This is a genomic window from Rahnella sp. NRRL B-41462 (assembly GCF_003263525.1).
Taxonomy (GTDB): Bacteria; Pseudomonadota; Gammaproteobacteria; order Enterobacterales; family Enterobacteriaceae; genus Rahnella; species Rahnella aceris.
Window position 1 is genome coordinate 115,477 of sequence record NZ_JYDF01000009.1, and the last position, 16,929, is coordinate 132,405.

Annotated in this window: 15 protein-coding genes and 1 tRNA gene; 4 read left to right on the forward strand and 12 right to left on the reverse strand. The window is 51.2% G+C overall.

The window, feature by feature from the left end; translation table 11 throughout:
* Nucleotides 1–2 precede the first annotated feature (2 nt).
* Nucleotides 3–116: an ash family protein gene (locus tag UC14_RS03175; RefSeq protein WP_112197217.1), complete on the reverse strand. Its 114-nt coding sequence runs from the start codon at nucleotides 114–116 to the stop codon at nucleotides 3–5.
* A 482-nt stretch (nucleotides 117–598) separates the two neighbouring features.
* Here UC14_RS03175 and UC14_RS26670 point away from each other — a divergent pair, with 482 nt between their 5' ends.
* Complete coding sequence (locus UC14_RS26670) at nucleotides 599–775, forward strand: hypothetical protein (protein WP_157962067.1); 177 nt, start codon at nucleotides 599–601, stop codon at nucleotides 773–775.
* A gap of 62 nt (nucleotides 776–837) precedes the next feature.
* Here UC14_RS26670 and UC14_RS03180 read toward each other — a convergent pair whose 3' ends face one another.
* The 7 genes from UC14_RS03180 to gpt form a co-directional block, all read right to left on the reverse strand.
* Entirely contained in the window at nucleotides 838–1,449 is a 612-nt protein-coding gene (locus UC14_RS03180; RefSeq protein ID WP_112197218.1) for a DUF6338 family protein, read from the reverse strand.
* A gap of 548 nt (nucleotides 1,450–1,997) precedes the next feature.
* Nucleotides 1,998–2,073, reverse strand: a tRNA-Thr gene (locus UC14_RS03185).
* A gap of 158 nt (nucleotides 2,074–2,231) precedes the next feature.
* Entirely contained in the window at nucleotides 2,232–3,485 is a 1,254-nt protein-coding gene (gene proA / locus UC14_RS03190; RefSeq protein ID WP_013574292.1) for a glutamate-5-semialdehyde dehydrogenase, read from the reverse strand.
* Between the two features lie 10 nt (nucleotides 3,486–3,495).
* Entirely contained in the window at nucleotides 3,496–4,599 is a 1,104-nt protein-coding gene (proB, locus tag UC14_RS03195; RefSeq protein ID WP_013574291.1) for a glutamate 5-kinase, read from the reverse strand.
* A gap of 122 nt (nucleotides 4,600–4,721) precedes the next feature.
* Nucleotides 4,722–5,123: a sigma factor-binding protein Crl gene (crl, locus tag UC14_RS03200; RefSeq protein WP_013574290.1), complete on the reverse strand. Its 402-nt coding sequence runs from the start codon at nucleotides 5,121–5,123 to the stop codon at nucleotides 4,722–4,724.
* 63 nt (nucleotides 5,124–5,186) lie between these two features.
* Nucleotides 5,187–6,437 (reverse strand): esterase FrsA, encoded by a 1,251-nt coding sequence (gene frsA, locus UC14_RS03205; protein WP_013574289.1) that lies wholly within the window; start codon nucleotides 6,435–6,437, stop codon nucleotides 5,187–5,189.
* Nucleotides 6,438–6,623: 186 nt separating this feature from the next.
* Nucleotides 6,624–7,082: a xanthine phosphoribosyltransferase gene (gpt, locus tag UC14_RS03210; protein ID WP_013574288.1), complete on the reverse strand. Its 459-nt coding sequence runs from the start codon at nucleotides 7,080–7,082 to the stop codon at nucleotides 6,624–6,626.
* A gap of 293 nt (nucleotides 7,083–7,375) precedes the next feature.
* Here gpt and pepD point away from each other — a divergent pair, with 293 nt between their 5' ends.
* The gene (gene pepD, locus UC14_RS03215) at nucleotides 7,376–8,836 is read left to right on the forward strand and encodes a beta-Ala-His dipeptidase (protein ID WP_013574287.1); all 1,461 of its coding nucleotides are present in this window, start codon (nucleotides 7,376–7,378) and stop codon (nucleotides 8,834–8,836) included.
* Nucleotides 8,837–8,970: 134 nt separating this feature from the next.
* On the opposite strand, the gene dinB is transcribed toward pepD, so the two are convergent.
* A complete protein-coding gene (dinB, locus tag UC14_RS03220; protein WP_112151318.1) occupies nucleotides 8,971–10,029 on the reverse strand; it encodes a DNA polymerase IV in 1,059 nt (352 codons plus the stop codon).
* 283 nt (nucleotides 10,030–10,312) lie between these two features.
* Here dinB and dpaA point away from each other — a divergent pair, with 283 nt between their 5' ends.
* Nucleotides 10,313–11,038 (forward strand): peptidoglycan meso-diaminopimelic acid protein amidase, encoded by a 726-nt coding sequence (gene dpaA, locus UC14_RS03225; protein WP_013574285.1) that lies wholly within the window; start codon nucleotides 10,313–10,315, stop codon nucleotides 11,036–11,038.
* On the opposite strand, the gene UC14_RS03230 is transcribed toward dpaA, so the two are convergent.
* Complete coding sequence (locus UC14_RS03230) at nucleotides 11,009–11,776, reverse strand: class II glutamine amidotransferase (RefSeq protein WP_015696178.1); 768 nt, start codon at nucleotides 11,774–11,776, stop codon at nucleotides 11,009–11,011. The genes dpaA and UC14_RS03230 overlap by 30 nt on opposite strands.
* 26 nt (nucleotides 11,777–11,802) lie before the next feature.
* Nucleotides 11,803–12,384, reverse strand: a complete 582-nt coding sequence (gene lpcA / locus UC14_RS03235) for a D-sedoheptulose 7-phosphate isomerase (RefSeq protein WP_013574283.1) — start codon at nucleotides 12,382–12,384, stop codon at nucleotides 11,803–11,805.
* Nucleotides 12,385–12,653: 269 nt separating this feature from the next.
* Here lpcA and fadE point away from each other — a divergent pair, with 269 nt between their 5' ends.
* Nucleotides 12,654–15,122, forward strand: coding sequence for an acyl-CoA dehydrogenase FadE (gene fadE, locus UC14_RS03240; protein WP_013574282.1), 2,469 nt, complete (start codon nucleotides 12,654–12,656; stop codon nucleotides 15,120–15,122).
* 168 nt (nucleotides 15,123–15,290) lie between these two features.
* On the opposite strand, the gene UC14_RS03245 is transcribed toward fadE, so the two are convergent.
* Nucleotides 15,291–16,688 (reverse strand): carbohydrate porin, encoded by a 1,398-nt coding sequence (locus tag UC14_RS03245; RefSeq protein ID WP_015689451.1) that lies wholly within the window; start codon nucleotides 16,686–16,688, stop codon nucleotides 15,291–15,293.
* Nucleotides 16,689–16,929: the final 241 nt, after the last annotated feature.

The window sequence follows — 16,929 nt, forward strand, 5'->3', positions numbered from 1 at the left end:
AGTTAATCACTACCACGGGAGCTGCGAAACCCTTTGGTGGTAGCCCAGACGAGGTTCGCAGTACCGGTTCTGAAGGCTACCGGCCAGCCCGAAGGCTGCCCCGCCTGAGCCACCATTGAGATACTGCTTGTGGCTTACAGCCACATTTTCAATAGTTGCGTCAAAGCGACGGCACTCTCAACGTGAGGTGCCGCCTTCAGATTACACGAGCTGCGAAACTCGGCTGCGGATTGTGCCGCAGCGGCGTAGATTATATCGGAAATCAGAAGGGCTGACCAAGTAAGTCGTTGAAGTTGCGAGGTGGGTTCCAGGAAGTTTTTATGGAAATAATAAACACTCGTCAATAAAATATATTTATCTTTCCGACAATTAATTTTGAAGCCCCAGATCTCTCTGGGGTTTTATTAATCTTTCTTAGTATTCTTTGGAGGAGGCGGAGGAGTGGGAGCCGCCTTAGAATAATTCGTAGGAGGAGGAGGATTCCTGCTATCTTGCGCTATACCATCTTTAACAATATTTTCATTTGAGTTTTTCATGATCACCTCTTCGTTTATTTTCAACCTGTGGAATCACTTACTTTCCTTTGATGGAGGCGGCGGTGGCGTTGGTGCAGGTTTTACATAACTTGGTGGTGGTGGTGGATTACGACTGTTATTTTGACCCGATTTTTTTATTTACATACGTAGATGGAGATTTTTTATCTTTCATAATAACCTCTTCGATTTATTTTTCTTTTTTTGATGGCGGCGGTGGAGTAGGAGCGGGTTTAGTATAGTTTGTTGGGGGGGGGGGTTTCTCCCGCCCTTTTCAACTGGGTGCTTATCGTGTTTATCAATTTTATTCTGCATTAATAATCTCCGGTTCTTCTTTCAGAAACTCGACATATTCAATATCCTGAGACTCAATAACTAAATACATGGTGTTTTTTAATGGAGTATATTTATCTCCATTAATCCATTCTGGATCTTGTAAAACTATGTGCCCACTCTTCGGATCTGATGGCCATACTAATGGCCAACCGTATACTCTCCTTCCATTTTTAAGATTGAGAATTACGAACCAAGATACTTCATTAAAAACATCTTCCCATTCGCTAAAGTGTGATGTTTGCTTAGTTATTTTTAGATTAGATAAAAAATGATGAAACTTACCATTATTTGTGTAGTAAACAAGAGTAAACCCTATTAATATTGAATAAACTACTGACCATATTAATTCCGAAGAATCATCCCACACCCCTATAGAAAAATACTTACCGATAAGAAGACTAAGATATTCCGTGATATTAGTTGCGCATTGAATGAAAAGTGTGAAAATTAATGCTTGAATAATCCTTTCAAATTGGTTTTGTTTAGGATGTGCTGTTAGTGCATGGAAAATCCACGCAGTTACAAACCCCGGAAGTAGGTATTTAAGAACACTTAAAAGTTCAGAACTGATTGATTCCATTCTTCTCCTTACTGGGTTTAGAAAGCCTTCAGCAAAAAATTATTAGCCACGTTAGTTTCAACTTCACAATACTATCATTTTCGCACAATTTTCAAACAACATTACATGCGTCAAATCAAGCTATAGCAGTTACTCCGCCTAAAATAAATTGTCAACCATCATATGTTTATAACAATTTGATTCTTATATTTTTTATACTCTAAAGCCGCATCAAACACAAAAGCCAATCAAGATTGTGAATTGGGTTATAAAGACTTGATTATTGCCAATAGTCGGAGTCGGCCCCACGACCATAGCATTAAAAATACGCTTACCCATCAACTGGTCTATATCGTCTTTTTGAAATATGCGATGGAAATGGAGCAACTATTCTCAAACCACTGACGTCCGTCAAAATACAGGGGGGGTTTGGGGAGAGCTTAATCATCATGAATATGACAATCGGTTTTGATGCGGTAGAAGCACCTTAACAAATATAAGCCAAGATGAGAAAACGAAAACATTAAAATATTCTAACAGACTGAAAAGAAGAACTACGAGGAACTAAATGGTGCCGACTACCGGAATCGAACTGGTGACCTACTGATTACAAGTCAGTTGCTCTACCTACTGAGCTAAGTCGGCATTTTGGAGTGTTACCGGGGGACTACGGGGTGCTAAATTAGTGAAATATGACGCTGCCGTCAAGCCCCCTGCAGTGCGTTTGCTGCTTTTCTCATCACCCTATGCAAAATAGGGGATTAGCACCGGCTTCATGACTAAAAATCCACCGGTGCTCACTGTTACGGACGGACTAAATCGTCGCCGTAACCAATCCATTTGTAAGTCGTCAGGGCTTCTAATCCCATCGGGCCGCGGGCGTGCAGTTTTTGCGTGCTGACCGCCACTTCTGCGCCTAAACCGAATTGTCCGCCGTCGGTGAAACGGGTGCTGGCGTTGACGTAAACCGCAGAGGAATCCACTTCACGCACGAACCTGTCCGCGCTGCTGATGGAACGGGTAAGGATCGCATCGGAATGCTCGGTGCCGTAGGTGCGGATATGCGCCACGGCGGCGTCCAGATCGGCCACTACCGTCACGTTCAGATCCAGCGACAGCCATTCATCCGAATAATCTTCTTCGGTCACCGCCAGCACTTTCGCCGGGCCGTTTTGCAGATACGGCATCGCAGATTCGCTGGCGTGTAACGTAACGCCTGCGCGGTGCATTTTGTCGCTCAGTTCCGGCAGGAAGCGGGCGGCAATCGCCTGATGCACCAGCACGGTTTCCAGGCTGTTACAGGCGCTCGGGCGCTGTACTTTCGCGCTTTCCAGCACGGTCAGCGCTTTGTCGAAATCGACGCTTTCATCCACAAACGTATGGCAAACGCCGATACCGCCGGTGATCACCGGAATGGTGGATTGTTCGCGGCAAAGTTTATGCAGCGCCGCGCCACCGCGTGGGATCAGCATATCAACGTATTTATCCAGACGCAGCAGTTCCGCCACCAGTGCACGATCGGGGCTGTCGATGGCCTGAACGGCGGCTTTAGGCAGTCCGCATTCCTCCAGCGCCATCTGAATGACGTTAACCGTCGCCTGATTGGTGTGGTGCGTTTCTTTACCGCCGCGCAGGATAACGGCATTGCCGGTTTTCAGGCACAGGCTGGCGACATCGATAGTGACGTTCGGGCGCGCTTCATAAATCACGCCGATCACGCCGAGCGGTACACGGCGGCGTTCGAGACGCAAACCGCTGTCCTGCTGTGAACCATCAATCACCTGCCCGACCGGATCGCTCAGACGGCAGACATCACGCACGTCGCTGGCAATCGCCGAAAGACGCGCGGGGGTCAGCAGCAGGCGGTCCAGTAATGCCTCGCTCATGCCGCTTTCGCGGGCAGCAGCCATGTCGAGTTCGTTAGCAAGAATAATGCTCTGGCTGTTGGCCTCAAGCATGTCGGCCATCAGCATCAGCGCACGATTTTTCTGCGCGGTGCTGAGGGTGGAAAGCTGCCAGGACGCGGCTTTCGCGGCCTTGCCCATCTCGTTAAGCATCTGTGGCTCCTTAACTGACAATCATGTCGTCACGGTGAACGGCAACCGGGCCGTATTCGTAACCGAGAATTTCACTGATCTGCTGAGAGTGATGACCGGCAATCATGCGCATCGCATCGCTGTTATAGCGGCTGACACCGTGCGCGAGGTCGCGTCCGTTCAGGTTGCGGATGCGGATCACTTCGCCACGCGAGAAATCGCCTTTCACTTCGCGGATCCCTTTTGGCAGCAGCGAACTGCCGCGCTCCATCATGGCAGAAACCGCGCCGTCGTCGATGGTGATTTCACCGGCTGGCGGTGCACCAAAGATCCAGCGCTTACGGTTTTCCAGCGGCGTCTCCATCGCGTGAAAACGTGTGCCGACGGAAACGCCGTTAATCACATCGCCAATCACGCCCGGCAGGTTGCCCGCAGCAATAATGGTATCGACGCCCGCCCGGCACGCGACATCTGCCGCCTGCAGTTTGGTGGCCATGCCGCCGGTACCGAGACCGGAGACGCTGTCGCCCGCCACACCGCGCAGTTCATCATCAATGGTCATGACTTCGCGGATCAATTCAGCTTCAGGATTGGTCCGCGGATCTGCGGTAAACAGACCACGCTGATCGGTCAGCAACAGCAATTTATCGGCACCCGCCAGAATAGCGGCCAGTGCGGAAAGATTGTCGTTATCGCCGACTTTAATTTCAGCGGTAGCGACCGCATCGTTTTCATTAATGACCGGGACGATATGGTTATCGAGCAGCGCGTGCATGGTGTCGCGGGCATTCAGGAACCGCTCGCGGTCTTCCATGTCGGCACGCGTCAGCAGCATCTGACCAATGTGGATGCCATAAATCGAGAACAATTGCTCCCACAGCTGGATCAAACGACTTTGCCCGACGGCAGCCAGCAGTTGTTTGGAAGCAATGGTGGCGGGGAGTTCGGGGTAGCCAAGATGTTCACGCCCGGCAGCAATCGCGCCCGACGTGACAATCACAATCCGGTGCCCTGCCGCATGTTGCTGCGCGCACTGGCGGACAAGCTCAACAATGTGAGCACGGTTGAGGCGGCGCGAGCCGCCAGTGAGCACGCTGGTGCCCAGTTTTACAACCAGTGTCTGACTACCACTCATAATCGTTCCATTAGTGTGAAAAAGAAGGGCTTCTTTGTCTTTGTAACAGCAGAGAAGCGTTATGCCAAACGGCATAACGCTATAATAGCAGCATTCATGATGGGAATGGGTAGTACAGAAAGTCAGGCGGAGAGCTTCACAGGTTCTTCGCTGAAATCATCAGCAGGTTCCAGTTTGAGGGACATCTCTTCGATCATGGCATTCAGGTTTTTGTGGAACCCTTTCAATGTCGTCTCAAGCTTCTCTCGCACTTCAGCATCTTTAATGTTTTGCACTTTCCAGATGCCGTCTTTATCAAACAATCCGAAATGATAAACATAGGTAAAACGTTCGGCTTCAGCCTGCAATTCAATCCACCAGCCCCAGAATTCACGCTTTTCCGGCGCAGGCTTCACGTTCACACAGACAGCTAAACAGTCAAAGAAAAAGCGGTCGTTCTCGCATTTCCCTTCTCTGATGTACGGTCCCAGTGTACCGAAACGTTTCATTAGCCTGCTTTTAGGATGACCGCTTGGTAACGTCATAGTACAACCTCCATTGAAAGACGATCCTTTTTAGCAAAACGTTAGGAATTAGCAACTATTAAGTTAACGCATATGCTTTTGCAACCACCCACAAATTTCATGTAAAGCGCTGTCAAAATGCGCGTAAAGCGGCTCGCTGCGGATGGTCAAAAGCTTGCCGTCAGCGGAAGAATCCGCAATCAGCTTAGCTTCGCTCTTCGGACTGAATATATCGTTCTCCCAGTATGCGGCCAGGATGGGCGTCGGCGTTCTGCGTCCGAGCAATCCCTGCGTTTTCAGAGAATAACGATTAAGTTCGGTTTTCAGCGCCGAGTCGGACGCGCTCGACATGCCGATGCGGCTCGCCAGCACATCTATATACATGTCCGGCACCTGCTCCTGACATTTCGGGTCGCTCAGCAGCGTATGCACCAGCGCCCCCAGCGTGGCCACTGCCCGCACGCGGCGCGGTTCGAGATACGCCAGACGCACCGCGACGTTCGCACCAAAACGGTAACCGAGCAAACTGACGCGGCTGGCATCGACCCAGGGCACATCCGAAAGCTGCATCAGCACCTGCTGATGCAGGAAGCTGGTGTCCTGCGTCAGTTTCCACTTCGATGAAAAACCGATCGACGGCATGTCGATGGTCAGCATCGCGATGCCCATCGGCGCGAGATATGAACGGAACAGGCGCTGATGGTCACTCTGTAAGGTGTCGAGACCGCCACACACCAGCACCGTCGGGAACGGTGCTTTCCCTTCGGCCGGCAGGTGCAGGAAACCGGTGATAGGGGCACCGCCGGGGATCTTAAATTCCAGCTCTTTCAGTTCGTAAGGCGAATGTTCCGAGGATTTTTCAAAGGCTTTATTGGCCAGCGCTTGCGCCTGTTCCGCCAGCGTATCGCCTTTCAGATGCGGATAACCGGCGATGCTGTAAAGGTTGGCGGCTTTCAGCCAGTATTCGCTCGCCACATCCGCATCTTTTTCTTCGGCGGCTTTTTGCTGCCAGTACATCGCCTGATTTGACCATTCGTAGATCCAGTTGCCATTGCGGTAACCAATCACGGTATCGAGCAGCAACGGATCGCTGTGCTCCGCCTGGGAGACAGCAATGCGCGACAGCACTTCTTCCACTTCCAGCGGATCAACCCCGCGCCACATCCACATCAGACGGTTAATCGTGCGGTACCAGCAATGAACCGTGTCGCCTTCCAGCGCAGAATGCATCGGCGGGTGCGTATTATGGTGATGAACGCGATGAACCAGCGTTGATGTTTCCGGGTATTTGAAGGAAGGTTTAAACAGTTTTTCCGTAAGATTGGCTGGAGCCATGATGCAAGATCCTCCGTTAGCAAGCAGCAGGTCGCCCGCAGGCGATCATTTCTGGACGGGATTATAACCCGCCCACGTTGCGACAAGTGAGGGGTGAGGTCAAGCGGAAAGGATTTCAAGGCAACAAAAGCAAAACGCCCGGCAATAAGCCAGGCGTTAAATTAGAGGAATATTAACAGTGGAGGATTATTTTCCTACCAGAGGTGGCACGAATACCACGCCCATATCCCACGGCTGTTCGATCCAGGTGTTCTGCGGGATGTCGATCACATAGTCATCAACCAGCGGTGCGCCAGCCGGTTTCGCGAAGATCGTGATGAAATGCGCTTTCGGGTACATTTCGCGGATGGCTTTCGCGGTGCCGCCGGTATCCACCAGATCGTCGATCACGATGAAACCTTCACCGTCGCCTTCTGCGCGTTTCAGCACCTGCATTTCGCGCTGATTATCATGGTCGTAGCTGGAGATACATACGGTATCCACATGACGGATGCACAGCTCGCGAGCCAGCAACGCTGCCGGAACCAGGCCACCACGGCTGACTGCAATAATGCCTTTCCATTGTTCTGCCGGCAGCAGGCGTTTAGCCATAGTGCGCGCGTGGATTTGCAGCATGTCCCAGGTTACAACGTATTTTTCGCTCATAAAGGTGTCCCAGCCAGTGAATTAACGGCTTCTAAAAAAATAATGGGGGGAAAAAAGGTTGCGCGAGATTATAGTGAGTCCGGTTCACAAAAACCAGCGATTATCTGGCTTCAGCCGCCCAAAAATCCCGGAATTTATCCCCGTCCCCGCGCACAGGTTAAGATTAAGTGATATTCTGTCAGGCCACTCGCCACACAGTCTGGCGGGGATTACTTAACCTTAAACCTACAGCATCTCAGTCAGTTCCCCTGCAAACGGAGCCTGAATGAGCTGACTGTCACAGGAGACTTATAGTGTCTGAACTGTCTCAGCTTTCGCCACAACCGTTGTGGGATATTTTTGCCAAAATTTGTTCAATTCCGCACCCTTCCTATCATGAAGAAGCGCTGGCAAAACACATCGTTGAATGGGCACAGGAAAAAGGTATCCACGCTGAGCGTGATGAAGTTGGCAACATTTTGCTGCGCAAACCCGCCACCAAAGGCATGGAAAACCGCAAAGCCGTTGCACTGCAGGCTCACCTCGATATGGTGCCGCAGAAAAACAACGATACTGTTCATGATTTCACTAAAGATCCGATCCAGCCCTTCATCGAAGACGGTTGGGTAAAAGCCCGCGGCACCACGCTGGGTTCTGATAACGGTATCGGTATGGCGTCCGCGCTGGCGGTTCTGGCTGATGACAGCGTAGAACACGGCCCGCTGGAAGTGTTGCTGACCATGACCGAAGAAACCGGCATGGCAGGCGCATTCGGCCTGCAACCGAACTGGTTACAGTCTGAAATTCTGATCAACACCGATTCTGAAACCGAAGGCGAAATCTACATGGGTTGCGCTGGCGGGATTGATTTTACCGCCACACTGCCGCTGAGCCGTGAAGCGGTTCCGGCCGGTTTCAGCACGCTGAAACTGACCCTGAAAGGCCTGAAAGGTGGCCACTCCGGCGCGGAAATCCACTTAGGTCTGGGCAACGCCAGCAAACTGCTGGCACGTTTCCTGGCAGACAACGCTGATACTCTTGGTCTGCGCCTGCTCGACTTCACCGGCGGCACACTGCGTAACGCTATCCCGCGTGAAGCAATTGTGACTCTTGCTGTTGCTGCTGATAAAGCAGACGCGCTGAAAGCGGCAGCACAAGAATTCCTGGCAACGATTCAGTTCGAACTGTCAGCGGTAGAGAAGAAAATTGCCTTTGTGGTGGAAGCGGCTGAAAGCAACGCGAAGGCGCTGACCGCAGAAACTCAGGGTAAATTCCTTGCCCTGCTGAACGCGACGCCAAACGGCGTGATCCGCATGAGTGATGACGTGAAAGGCGTGGTAGAAACCTCGCTGAACGTCGGTGTTGTCACCATGAAAGATGACGAAGTGGCGATCAACAGCCTGATCCGCTCGCTTATCGACAGCGGTAAAGAATATGTGGTCAGCATGCTCAATTCACTGAGTGAACTGGCTGGCGCGAAAAGCCTGGCAAAAGGCAGCTATCCTGGCTGGAAACCTGAGCCGAATTCACCAGTGATGACGCTGGTGCGTGAAACTTACCAGACGCTGTTCAATAAAACTCCGAACATCATGGTGATCCACGCCGGTCTGGAATGCGGTCTGTTCAAAAAACCGTACCCGGACATGGACATGGTTTCCATCGGGCCAACCATCACCGGGCCACACTCGCCGGATGAGCAGGTGGAAATCGCCAGCGTCGAGCTGTACTGGAAACTGCTGACGGCCCTGCTGAAAGCGATTCCTGAACGCGGTTAATACTCGATCGGTCCCCTAAATCATTCGGGCTGTATCAAGGCGGCAACTGAGTAAATCCCCGGGAGCATACACAAGTATGTGACCGGGGTTTGCGAAGGCAGCCAACGCAGAGACAGTTTGAAGGATGACGGGGATTATTCCCAGGGAAGCAGAAGCTGCCGCTCGATCTGCGGATCCTGCAACGTCACATGCAATCCCACCAGCCTGACTCCCCTTCCGCCACGCCTCTGTTCCCAGGCTTCATGCGCGACCTTCAGCAGATCTTCTTTATTCAGCACCGGCCAGACGTGTTCCTGCGTGGTCTGCTGGAAATCATGGAATTTGAGTTTTACGCCCTGCCTCGCGATGCGCAGATCCGGGCTGACACGGCTTAAACGTGTTTGCAGTTCAGGATACAAACGTTCGATCAGCGACACGCATTCTTCCCAGCTGTGGATATCTTCTGCCAGTGTGCGTTCAACGCCGACCGATTTACGTAACCGCTCGGGGGAAATTTCACGTTCATCGATACCCTGACAGCGTTCCCACAGCACACGGCCAAATTTGCCAAAGCGTTTAAGCAGTTTTGCCAGATCATAACGCTGCACATCGCCGCAGGTGATCAGCCCCTGCTCCTGCAAACGCTGAGCGGTGACTTTACCGACGCCGGGGATTTTACTCAGCGGAAGATCCTGTAAAAACGCCCCGACTTTTTCCGGCGTGATCACAAACTGACCGTTGGGCTTGTTCAGATCCGAGGCGATTTTTGCCAGAAATTTGATCGGCGCGATACCCGCAGATGCCGTCAGATTGATCTCATCGAAAATGGCCTGACGGATTTCAGCAGCGATAAGCGTTGCAGAGCCGTTGCATTGCGTCGCGTGGGAAACATCCAGATAAGCTTCATCGAGTGACAGCGGTTCGATCAATGGCGTATAACGCGCAAAGATTTCACGGATATGGTTTGACGCTTCTTTATAGGCCTCCATTCGGCCGGGGATCACTTTCAGGTGCGGGCAAAGTTTCAGTGCCATGCCGGTGGGCATCGCGCTGTGCACGCCGAATTTGCGGGCAGGATAATTAGCGGTGCTGATAACACCACGGCGGTCACGACTGCCGCCAATGGCAATAGGAATGTCGCGCAGGGAAGGATCATCGCGCATTTCGACCGCAGCGAAAAAGCAGTCCATATCCACATGAATGATTTTACGCATAACCCTCCCCCTCAATAACTGTATAAGTATACAGTTGAATGCAGGGATGTCCAACATAGAAAATGAGGGTTAGTTTGACTTAATTAATCACCATTAATGGCAACGTAATAATTTTCCTATTCCTAAAGTCATTATTCATTATTTGGTGATTGCTAAAAATTTAATCAGTATTAATATGACAGCGTTTCCGACAGACAGTACATAAGAAGAAAATCAGTGGCGGTCTTACAGGCAGTTGAGCTGTAGACAAAATAATCAAAATTATTACCGAGCAGGACTTAGAATGATCAGAATCGCGCTGTTTCTTGCGATGCTCCTCAGTTTGCCTTTATTTACAGCAAATTACGCCGTGGCCAGCGATGCTGTCCCGGTCAACGCGGCACTAAAAAAACAATTATTGGGTGCACCTGTTTATATCCAGATCTTCAAACAGGAACGTAAACTCGAATTGTATGCTCAGCTCGACGGCGAATTTCGTCTGATCGGCAGTTATGGCATCTGCGATTTTTCCGGCGGTTTGGGAAATAAACGTCGCGAAGGCGATTTCAAAAGCCCGGAAGGTTTCTACAACGTGGATATTCACCACCTGAAACCCGACAGCCGCTTTTATCGCGCCATCAACATCGGTTTCCCCAATGCTTATGATATCTCGCAGGGTTATTCAGGTAAGTATCTGATGATCCACGGTAACTGTAAGTCTATTGGGTGCTACGCCATGACCGACGGCTACATGGACGAAATATTCACCTACGTACAGGCGGCATTCCAGTTCGGGCAACGCAATTTAAAGATTAGCATTTACCCGTTCAGGATGACCGATGCCAACATGAAGGCGCATAAAAACTCCAGCTATTACAGTTTCTGGAACCAGTTACAGCCGGGATATGCGTACTTTGAGAAACACCATCAGCCACCAAATGTCGTGGTCACTGACGGTAGATATGAAGTGCTACAACCGTTGTCCAATACCCCGCTGCCTTCACAGCTGGCGTTCGCCCCGATGAAATAATGCGAATTCACCTGGAGCAATTTTGTTCCAGGTTTCGTTCGCCGTCAGCGGTTGCGTGGCAATCACGGTGACGACATCATCCGGTGTCGTCTGCTGCTGAAAATCAATTTCCACATCCTGATCCAACAACGTTGCCTTGCCGAAAGGCGCACGCCGCGTGATCCAGTGCAAATTCGTCGAGCAATACGCCATCACGAAATTGCCATCCGACAGCAACATGTTAAACACCCCTTTCTGCCGTAATTCATCAGCCAGCGACGCAATATAGCGAAACACCGGCGGCCAGCTTGCAGGGCGGCGCGGATAGCGTTGGGTGAGTTTGTGCAGTAACCAGCAGAAGGCGTATTCGCTGTCGGTCTGGCCCACCGGACGCAGCGTACCGGTATCGAGCTGACGATAACCACGAAGCTGACCGTTGTGCGCATAAGTCCAGTTGCGTCCCCACAGTTCGCGGGTAAACGGATGAGTATTTTCCAGCGCGACTTCACCACGGTTTGCCTGACGGATATGAGAAATCACCGCGCAGGATTTGATCGGATATTCCTGAACAAGGCGGGCAATGGGCGAATTAAAGCTTGGCGTCGGATCTTTAAAAGTACGACAGCCATTCCCTTCATAAAAGGTGATGCCCCAGCCGTCTTTATGCGGGCCGGTCCCGCCACCACGCTGCACTAATCCACTGAAACTGAAACAAATATCAGTAGGAACGTTAGCGCTCATCCCGAGCAATTCGCACATCACCAGCCTCCTTTACGGCAAAAGGCTTATGCCTTTGCCATCTCTTTTTCGATCAGAAGAATCAAAATATGAATGACTTTGATGTGGATTTCCTGCACGCGGTCAGCGAAACCAAAGTGCGGAACGCGGATTTCCACATCGGCTGAACCGTCCATTTTCCCGCCATCTTTACCGGTCAGGGTGATAACTTTCATGCCTTTAGCACGTGCGGCTTCGATGGCTTTGATCACGTTACCGGAATTACCGGAAGTGGAAATGCCCAGCAGAACGTCGCCCTTCTGGCCTACGGCTTCCAGATAACGGGAAAAGATGTATTCGTAACCGAAATCGTTGCCGACGCAAGAGATGTGGCTGACGTCAGAAATCGCAATTGCCGGATAGCCCGGACGGTTTTCACGATAGCGGCCTGTCAGTTCTTCGGCGAAATGCATGGCATCGCAGTGTGAACCCCCGTTACCACAGGAAATCACTTTCCCACCCGCTTTGAATGAATCGGCCAGCAGCACCGCTGCACGTTGAATAGACTCAATATTTGCCGGATCGCTGATGAATTTATTCAGCGTGTCAGCAGCTTCGTTCAGTTCAGTACGGATAATATCCTGGTACATAGCAGCCTCTTTTATGTCCATTTGCAGCCGGTTTCAGCACGGCCGATAGCAATAAAACGTTCCGCTGTGCAGTTTAACGGAAAGCCGAAACAGCGAGAAGCCATGAAGCGGTAATGATTCCGATAGTTTCTGTTTTTGACGCTTCGTGCGGCCGGTTTGTGAGCTGCGTTGTAATTAGTATGTAAACACATTGATAAAGAAATGAGCATGAACTAAAACCATTATATCCCTACAACAGGTCAGACCTCCTACTACTCAGGAGCTTTACTATGATGGTTCTTAGCATTGTTGCATTTATCGTGATCCTTGGTGCGTTGTTCTATCACAAGGTCAATCTCGCCCTGAGCAGCCTGATTTTACTGGCGTTTACGGCGGTTATGGGTGCCATTAATCTGTGGACACTTTGGCTGTTATTGCCGCTGGCGATCATTCTCCTGCCCTTCAATATCCCTGTCATGCGCCGTTCATTGTTCTCCGGCCCGGCGCTTCGCACCTTCCGTAAAGTGATGCCCGCAATGTCGCGCACGGAAAAAGAAGCGATTGAAGCAGGCACCACCTGGTGGGAAGGTGACTTGTTTGGCGGCAAGCCAGACTGGAAGAAACTGCAGGATTATCCTGAACAGCAACTGACCGAAGAAGAGCAGCGCTTTATTGACGGGCCGGTTGAAGAAGCCTGCCGTATGGCGAATGACTTCCAGATCACCCATGAACTGGCTGATTTGCCGCCGGAACTGTGGGCGTATCTGAAAGAACACCGCTTCTTCGCGATGATCATTAAGAAAGAGTACGGCGGTCTGGAATTCTCGGCTTATGCGCAGGCGCGTGTGCTGCAAAAACTGGCCGGTGTGTCAGGCATTCTGGCGATCACCGTCGGTGTGCCGAACTCCCTCGGGCCAGGCGAATTACTGCAACATTACGGCACCACGGAGCAGAAAGATCACTATCTGCCGCGTCTGGCCGAAGGTCTGGAAATTCCCTGTTTCGCCCTGACCAGCCCGGAAGCGGGTTCTGATGCCGGTGCCATCCCGGACTTTGGTATCGTGTGTAAAGGCCAGTGGCAGGGTAAGGAAGTGCTTGGCATGCGCCTGACCTGGAACAAGCGTTACATCACGCTGGCACCTATCGCCACCGTGCTGGGCCTGGCGTTTAAACTGAAAGATCCCGATCACCTGCTCGGCAACGAAACGGATCTGGGCATTACCTGTGCGCTGATCCCAACAGACACCGCCGGTGTTGAAATTGGTCACCGCCACTTCCCGCTGAACGTGCCATTCCAGAACGGTCCGACGCGCGGCAGCGATATTTTTGTACCGATCGATTACATCATTGGCGGCCCGAAAATGGCCGGTCAGGGCTGGCGTATGCTGGTGGAATGTCTGTCTGTTGGCCGTGGCATCACGCTGCCGTCTAACTCTACCGGCAGCCTGAAATCTCTGGCGCTGGCGACCGGGGCTTATGCCTATATCCGCCGTCAGTTCAAACTGCCTATCGGTAAAATGGAAGGTATCGAAGAACCGCTGGCGCGCATTGCCGGTAACGCTTACGTGATGGATGCCGCCGCAACGCTTATCACGAACGGCATTATGCTGGGTGAAAAACCAGCGGTGCTGTCCGCTATCGTCAAATACCACTGTACTCACCGCGGCCAGCGCGCCGTGATGGATGCGATGGATATCACCGGCGGTAAAGGCATTATGCTCGGCAGCAGCAACTTCGTGGCCCGCGCTTATCAGGGTGCGCCGATTGCGATTACCGTGGAAGGTGCCAACATTCTCACCCGCAGCATGATCATCTTTGGTCAGGGTGCGATCCGCTGTCATCCTTATGTTCTTCGTGAAATGGCGGCGGCGGAGAAAAACGATCTGGTTGATTTTGACCGTGCGCTGTTCGGGCATATCGGCCACGTCGGCAGTAACAAAATGCGCAGTTTCTGGCTCGGTCTGACTAACGGCCGCACCAGTGATACGCCGGTCAATGATAAAACCGCCCGTTACTATCAGCACATCAACCGTCTGAGCGCTAACCTGGCATTGCTGGCTGATGTGTCGATGGGCGTGCTCGGCGGCAGCCTGAAACGTCGCGAACGCATTTCCGCCCGCCTCGGTGATATCCTCAGCCAGATGTATCTGGCGACGGCGACACTGAAACGTTATGACGAAGAAGGCTGTCACGAAGCGGATTTGCCGCTGGTGCACTGGGGCGTGCAGGATTGTCTGCATCAGGCCGAAGTCGCTATCGACGATTTGCTGCGTAACTTCCCGAACCGTTTTGTGGCTGGCGTGATGCGCCTGGTGATTTTCCCGTTGGGCCGTTCGCACTCCGCACCGTCTGATCGTCTGGATCACCAACTGGCGCGTATTCTGCAGGTGCCTTCAGCGACACGCAGCCGCATCGGTCGTGGTCAGTATCTGACACCCGGCGAGCACAACCCGGTTGGTCTGCTGGAAGAAGCCTTGCAGGATATTCTGGCCGCTGAGCCGGTTCACAAACGTCTGTGCGAAGCGATGGGCAAAAAATTGCCGTTCACCCGTCTGGATATTCTGGCGCAAAAAGGTCTGGATGCCGGTCATCTGAGCGCCGACGATGCGCGTATCCTGAGCCGTGCGGAAGAAAGCCGTCTGCGTTCAATCAACGTCGATGAGTTTGAACCCGACGCGCTGGCCGCACAAAAACCGGCAGCGGAGAAAGACAGCGTAAAAAAGGCTGAGGCGAAACCCCGCCACACCGAAGCTGCCTGATTTAACTGTTAATCCATAAAAAAACCTGAGTGTTTACGCACTCAGGCTTTTATTATTTATGAAGATACATACATATTACCCTAAATAGTTCGTGTTGCAGAAAGGCGGTAAGCTCACTCACCCTGGGAGTGCAGCCAACGCATCTGTGACGCGAAATATGACGGGTAATCAGAAGTAGTATTTAAAGCGTACCCGCGCCCCATACCGCTCATCGCTGTCATCATCGCCGCTGTAGGTTTTATCTGCTTCCAGCATGGAGACATAAGCGCCCAGATACACGTTGAAGTTTTCCATATCCATCACGTTCGGGATCAGGTAACTGGCGTGAACGGTATGAATGTCGTAGCTGCCCGGTTCATCAAACCAGTCATCGTCGTAATCGGATGCGCGGACGCCATTGATGCTGAAGTCTTCGATTTTGTTGTGCGCATAGATGTAGCCCAGCTCGAAGCGTTTCCATAAGGCATTGGCACCGACGGTGAAGTCTTTTTCATCCGATGCATCCATATAGGCCGTGCTCAGGTTTGCCACCACGCCGTTCTCAGGGTCAGCTTTCTGCCCGTCCCAGGTCATGGTCATGCCATAACCATTACGTTTGGACTGATCAACGAATTCGCCATTTTCACCGGTGTAGCCATACGCATTGTTCACCACGTTGGTTTCCATTGCGGCGGCCACCGAGAACGCATCCCCTTTCCAGGCAATGACCGGACGCAGGTACGCGACGTTTTTATCATTCTCAAGTTGGTTGCCGTGGTAGTTTTGCTCAGCAAACAGTGAGGTGCCGTTTTCCAGCAGGGTGTTCAGCTCGAAATACCAGTTGCCGATATTCTTATTCAGCATGATGTTGCCGCCGCTGTCACTGCGACCGCGCCCTTCTTTCATCATGTAGACATAACCGTAGCCGTCGGCGTACAGATCATTGGCGGTATTCCCGGAGTATTCAACGAAGGTGTCCTGATTAAGCGGGAACATATCATAAGCTTCGAAGCGGCCGATTTTTGCCATCCAGTTTTTTTCTTCACCGAAGAAGAAAGCGGCATCATCAAGATTCATTGAACCGTTCAGGTCAGCCGTTGGCTGCACAGAGAAACCGGAGAACTGACCATTATCATTTCGACGATAACCATCAAGACCGATTAATAACCGTCCGTTAACATCCCAACGCTCATTATTCCCCGGTTTCCAGTTTTTATTGTCACTGGTTCTGACGGAGGTTAATTGCCCGCTGCGGCTGGCACCGTCAACGTTAAATTCCACATCACCGTACAGTTTTAAATTATCGAATCCATTAAGTGTTAATAATTTGTCTTCCGATATGCCATCCTTTTTAACTTCTACCGGACTGGCTTCTTTCACGCGGGCAATTTCCTGCTCGCGCTTAATATCCTGATGCTTCAACTGCTGGATTTGTTTTTCGGCAGTTTCAGCCCGTGTTTCCGCCTGCTGAAGACGCTGCTCAAGCTGTGCCATACGTGCTTCAAGGCTGCTTCCAGACGTGGCGGCAACCGCAGAACCCGAAATGGCGAATCCGACGAATAAGGCCAATAGTTTAATTTTTGTCATAATAAGATATCCTTTTCACTATAAAAATTACCCGCTGCCAGTCAATTAACAGCGGTGTTTTATTTTTTGAAATAGTGCCCTGAGGTATTACGGCGAAGGATGAAGATAGTTTCCGAATTAATATGCTGTCAAAAATAAACTAGAGAAACGTGATGTGGGAAGTAAAATAACGAAATTTCGTCATTACAGAGTAAATAAACGTAAAGCGGGAGCCTTTTAAAAAAGGCTCCCGCTTATTATT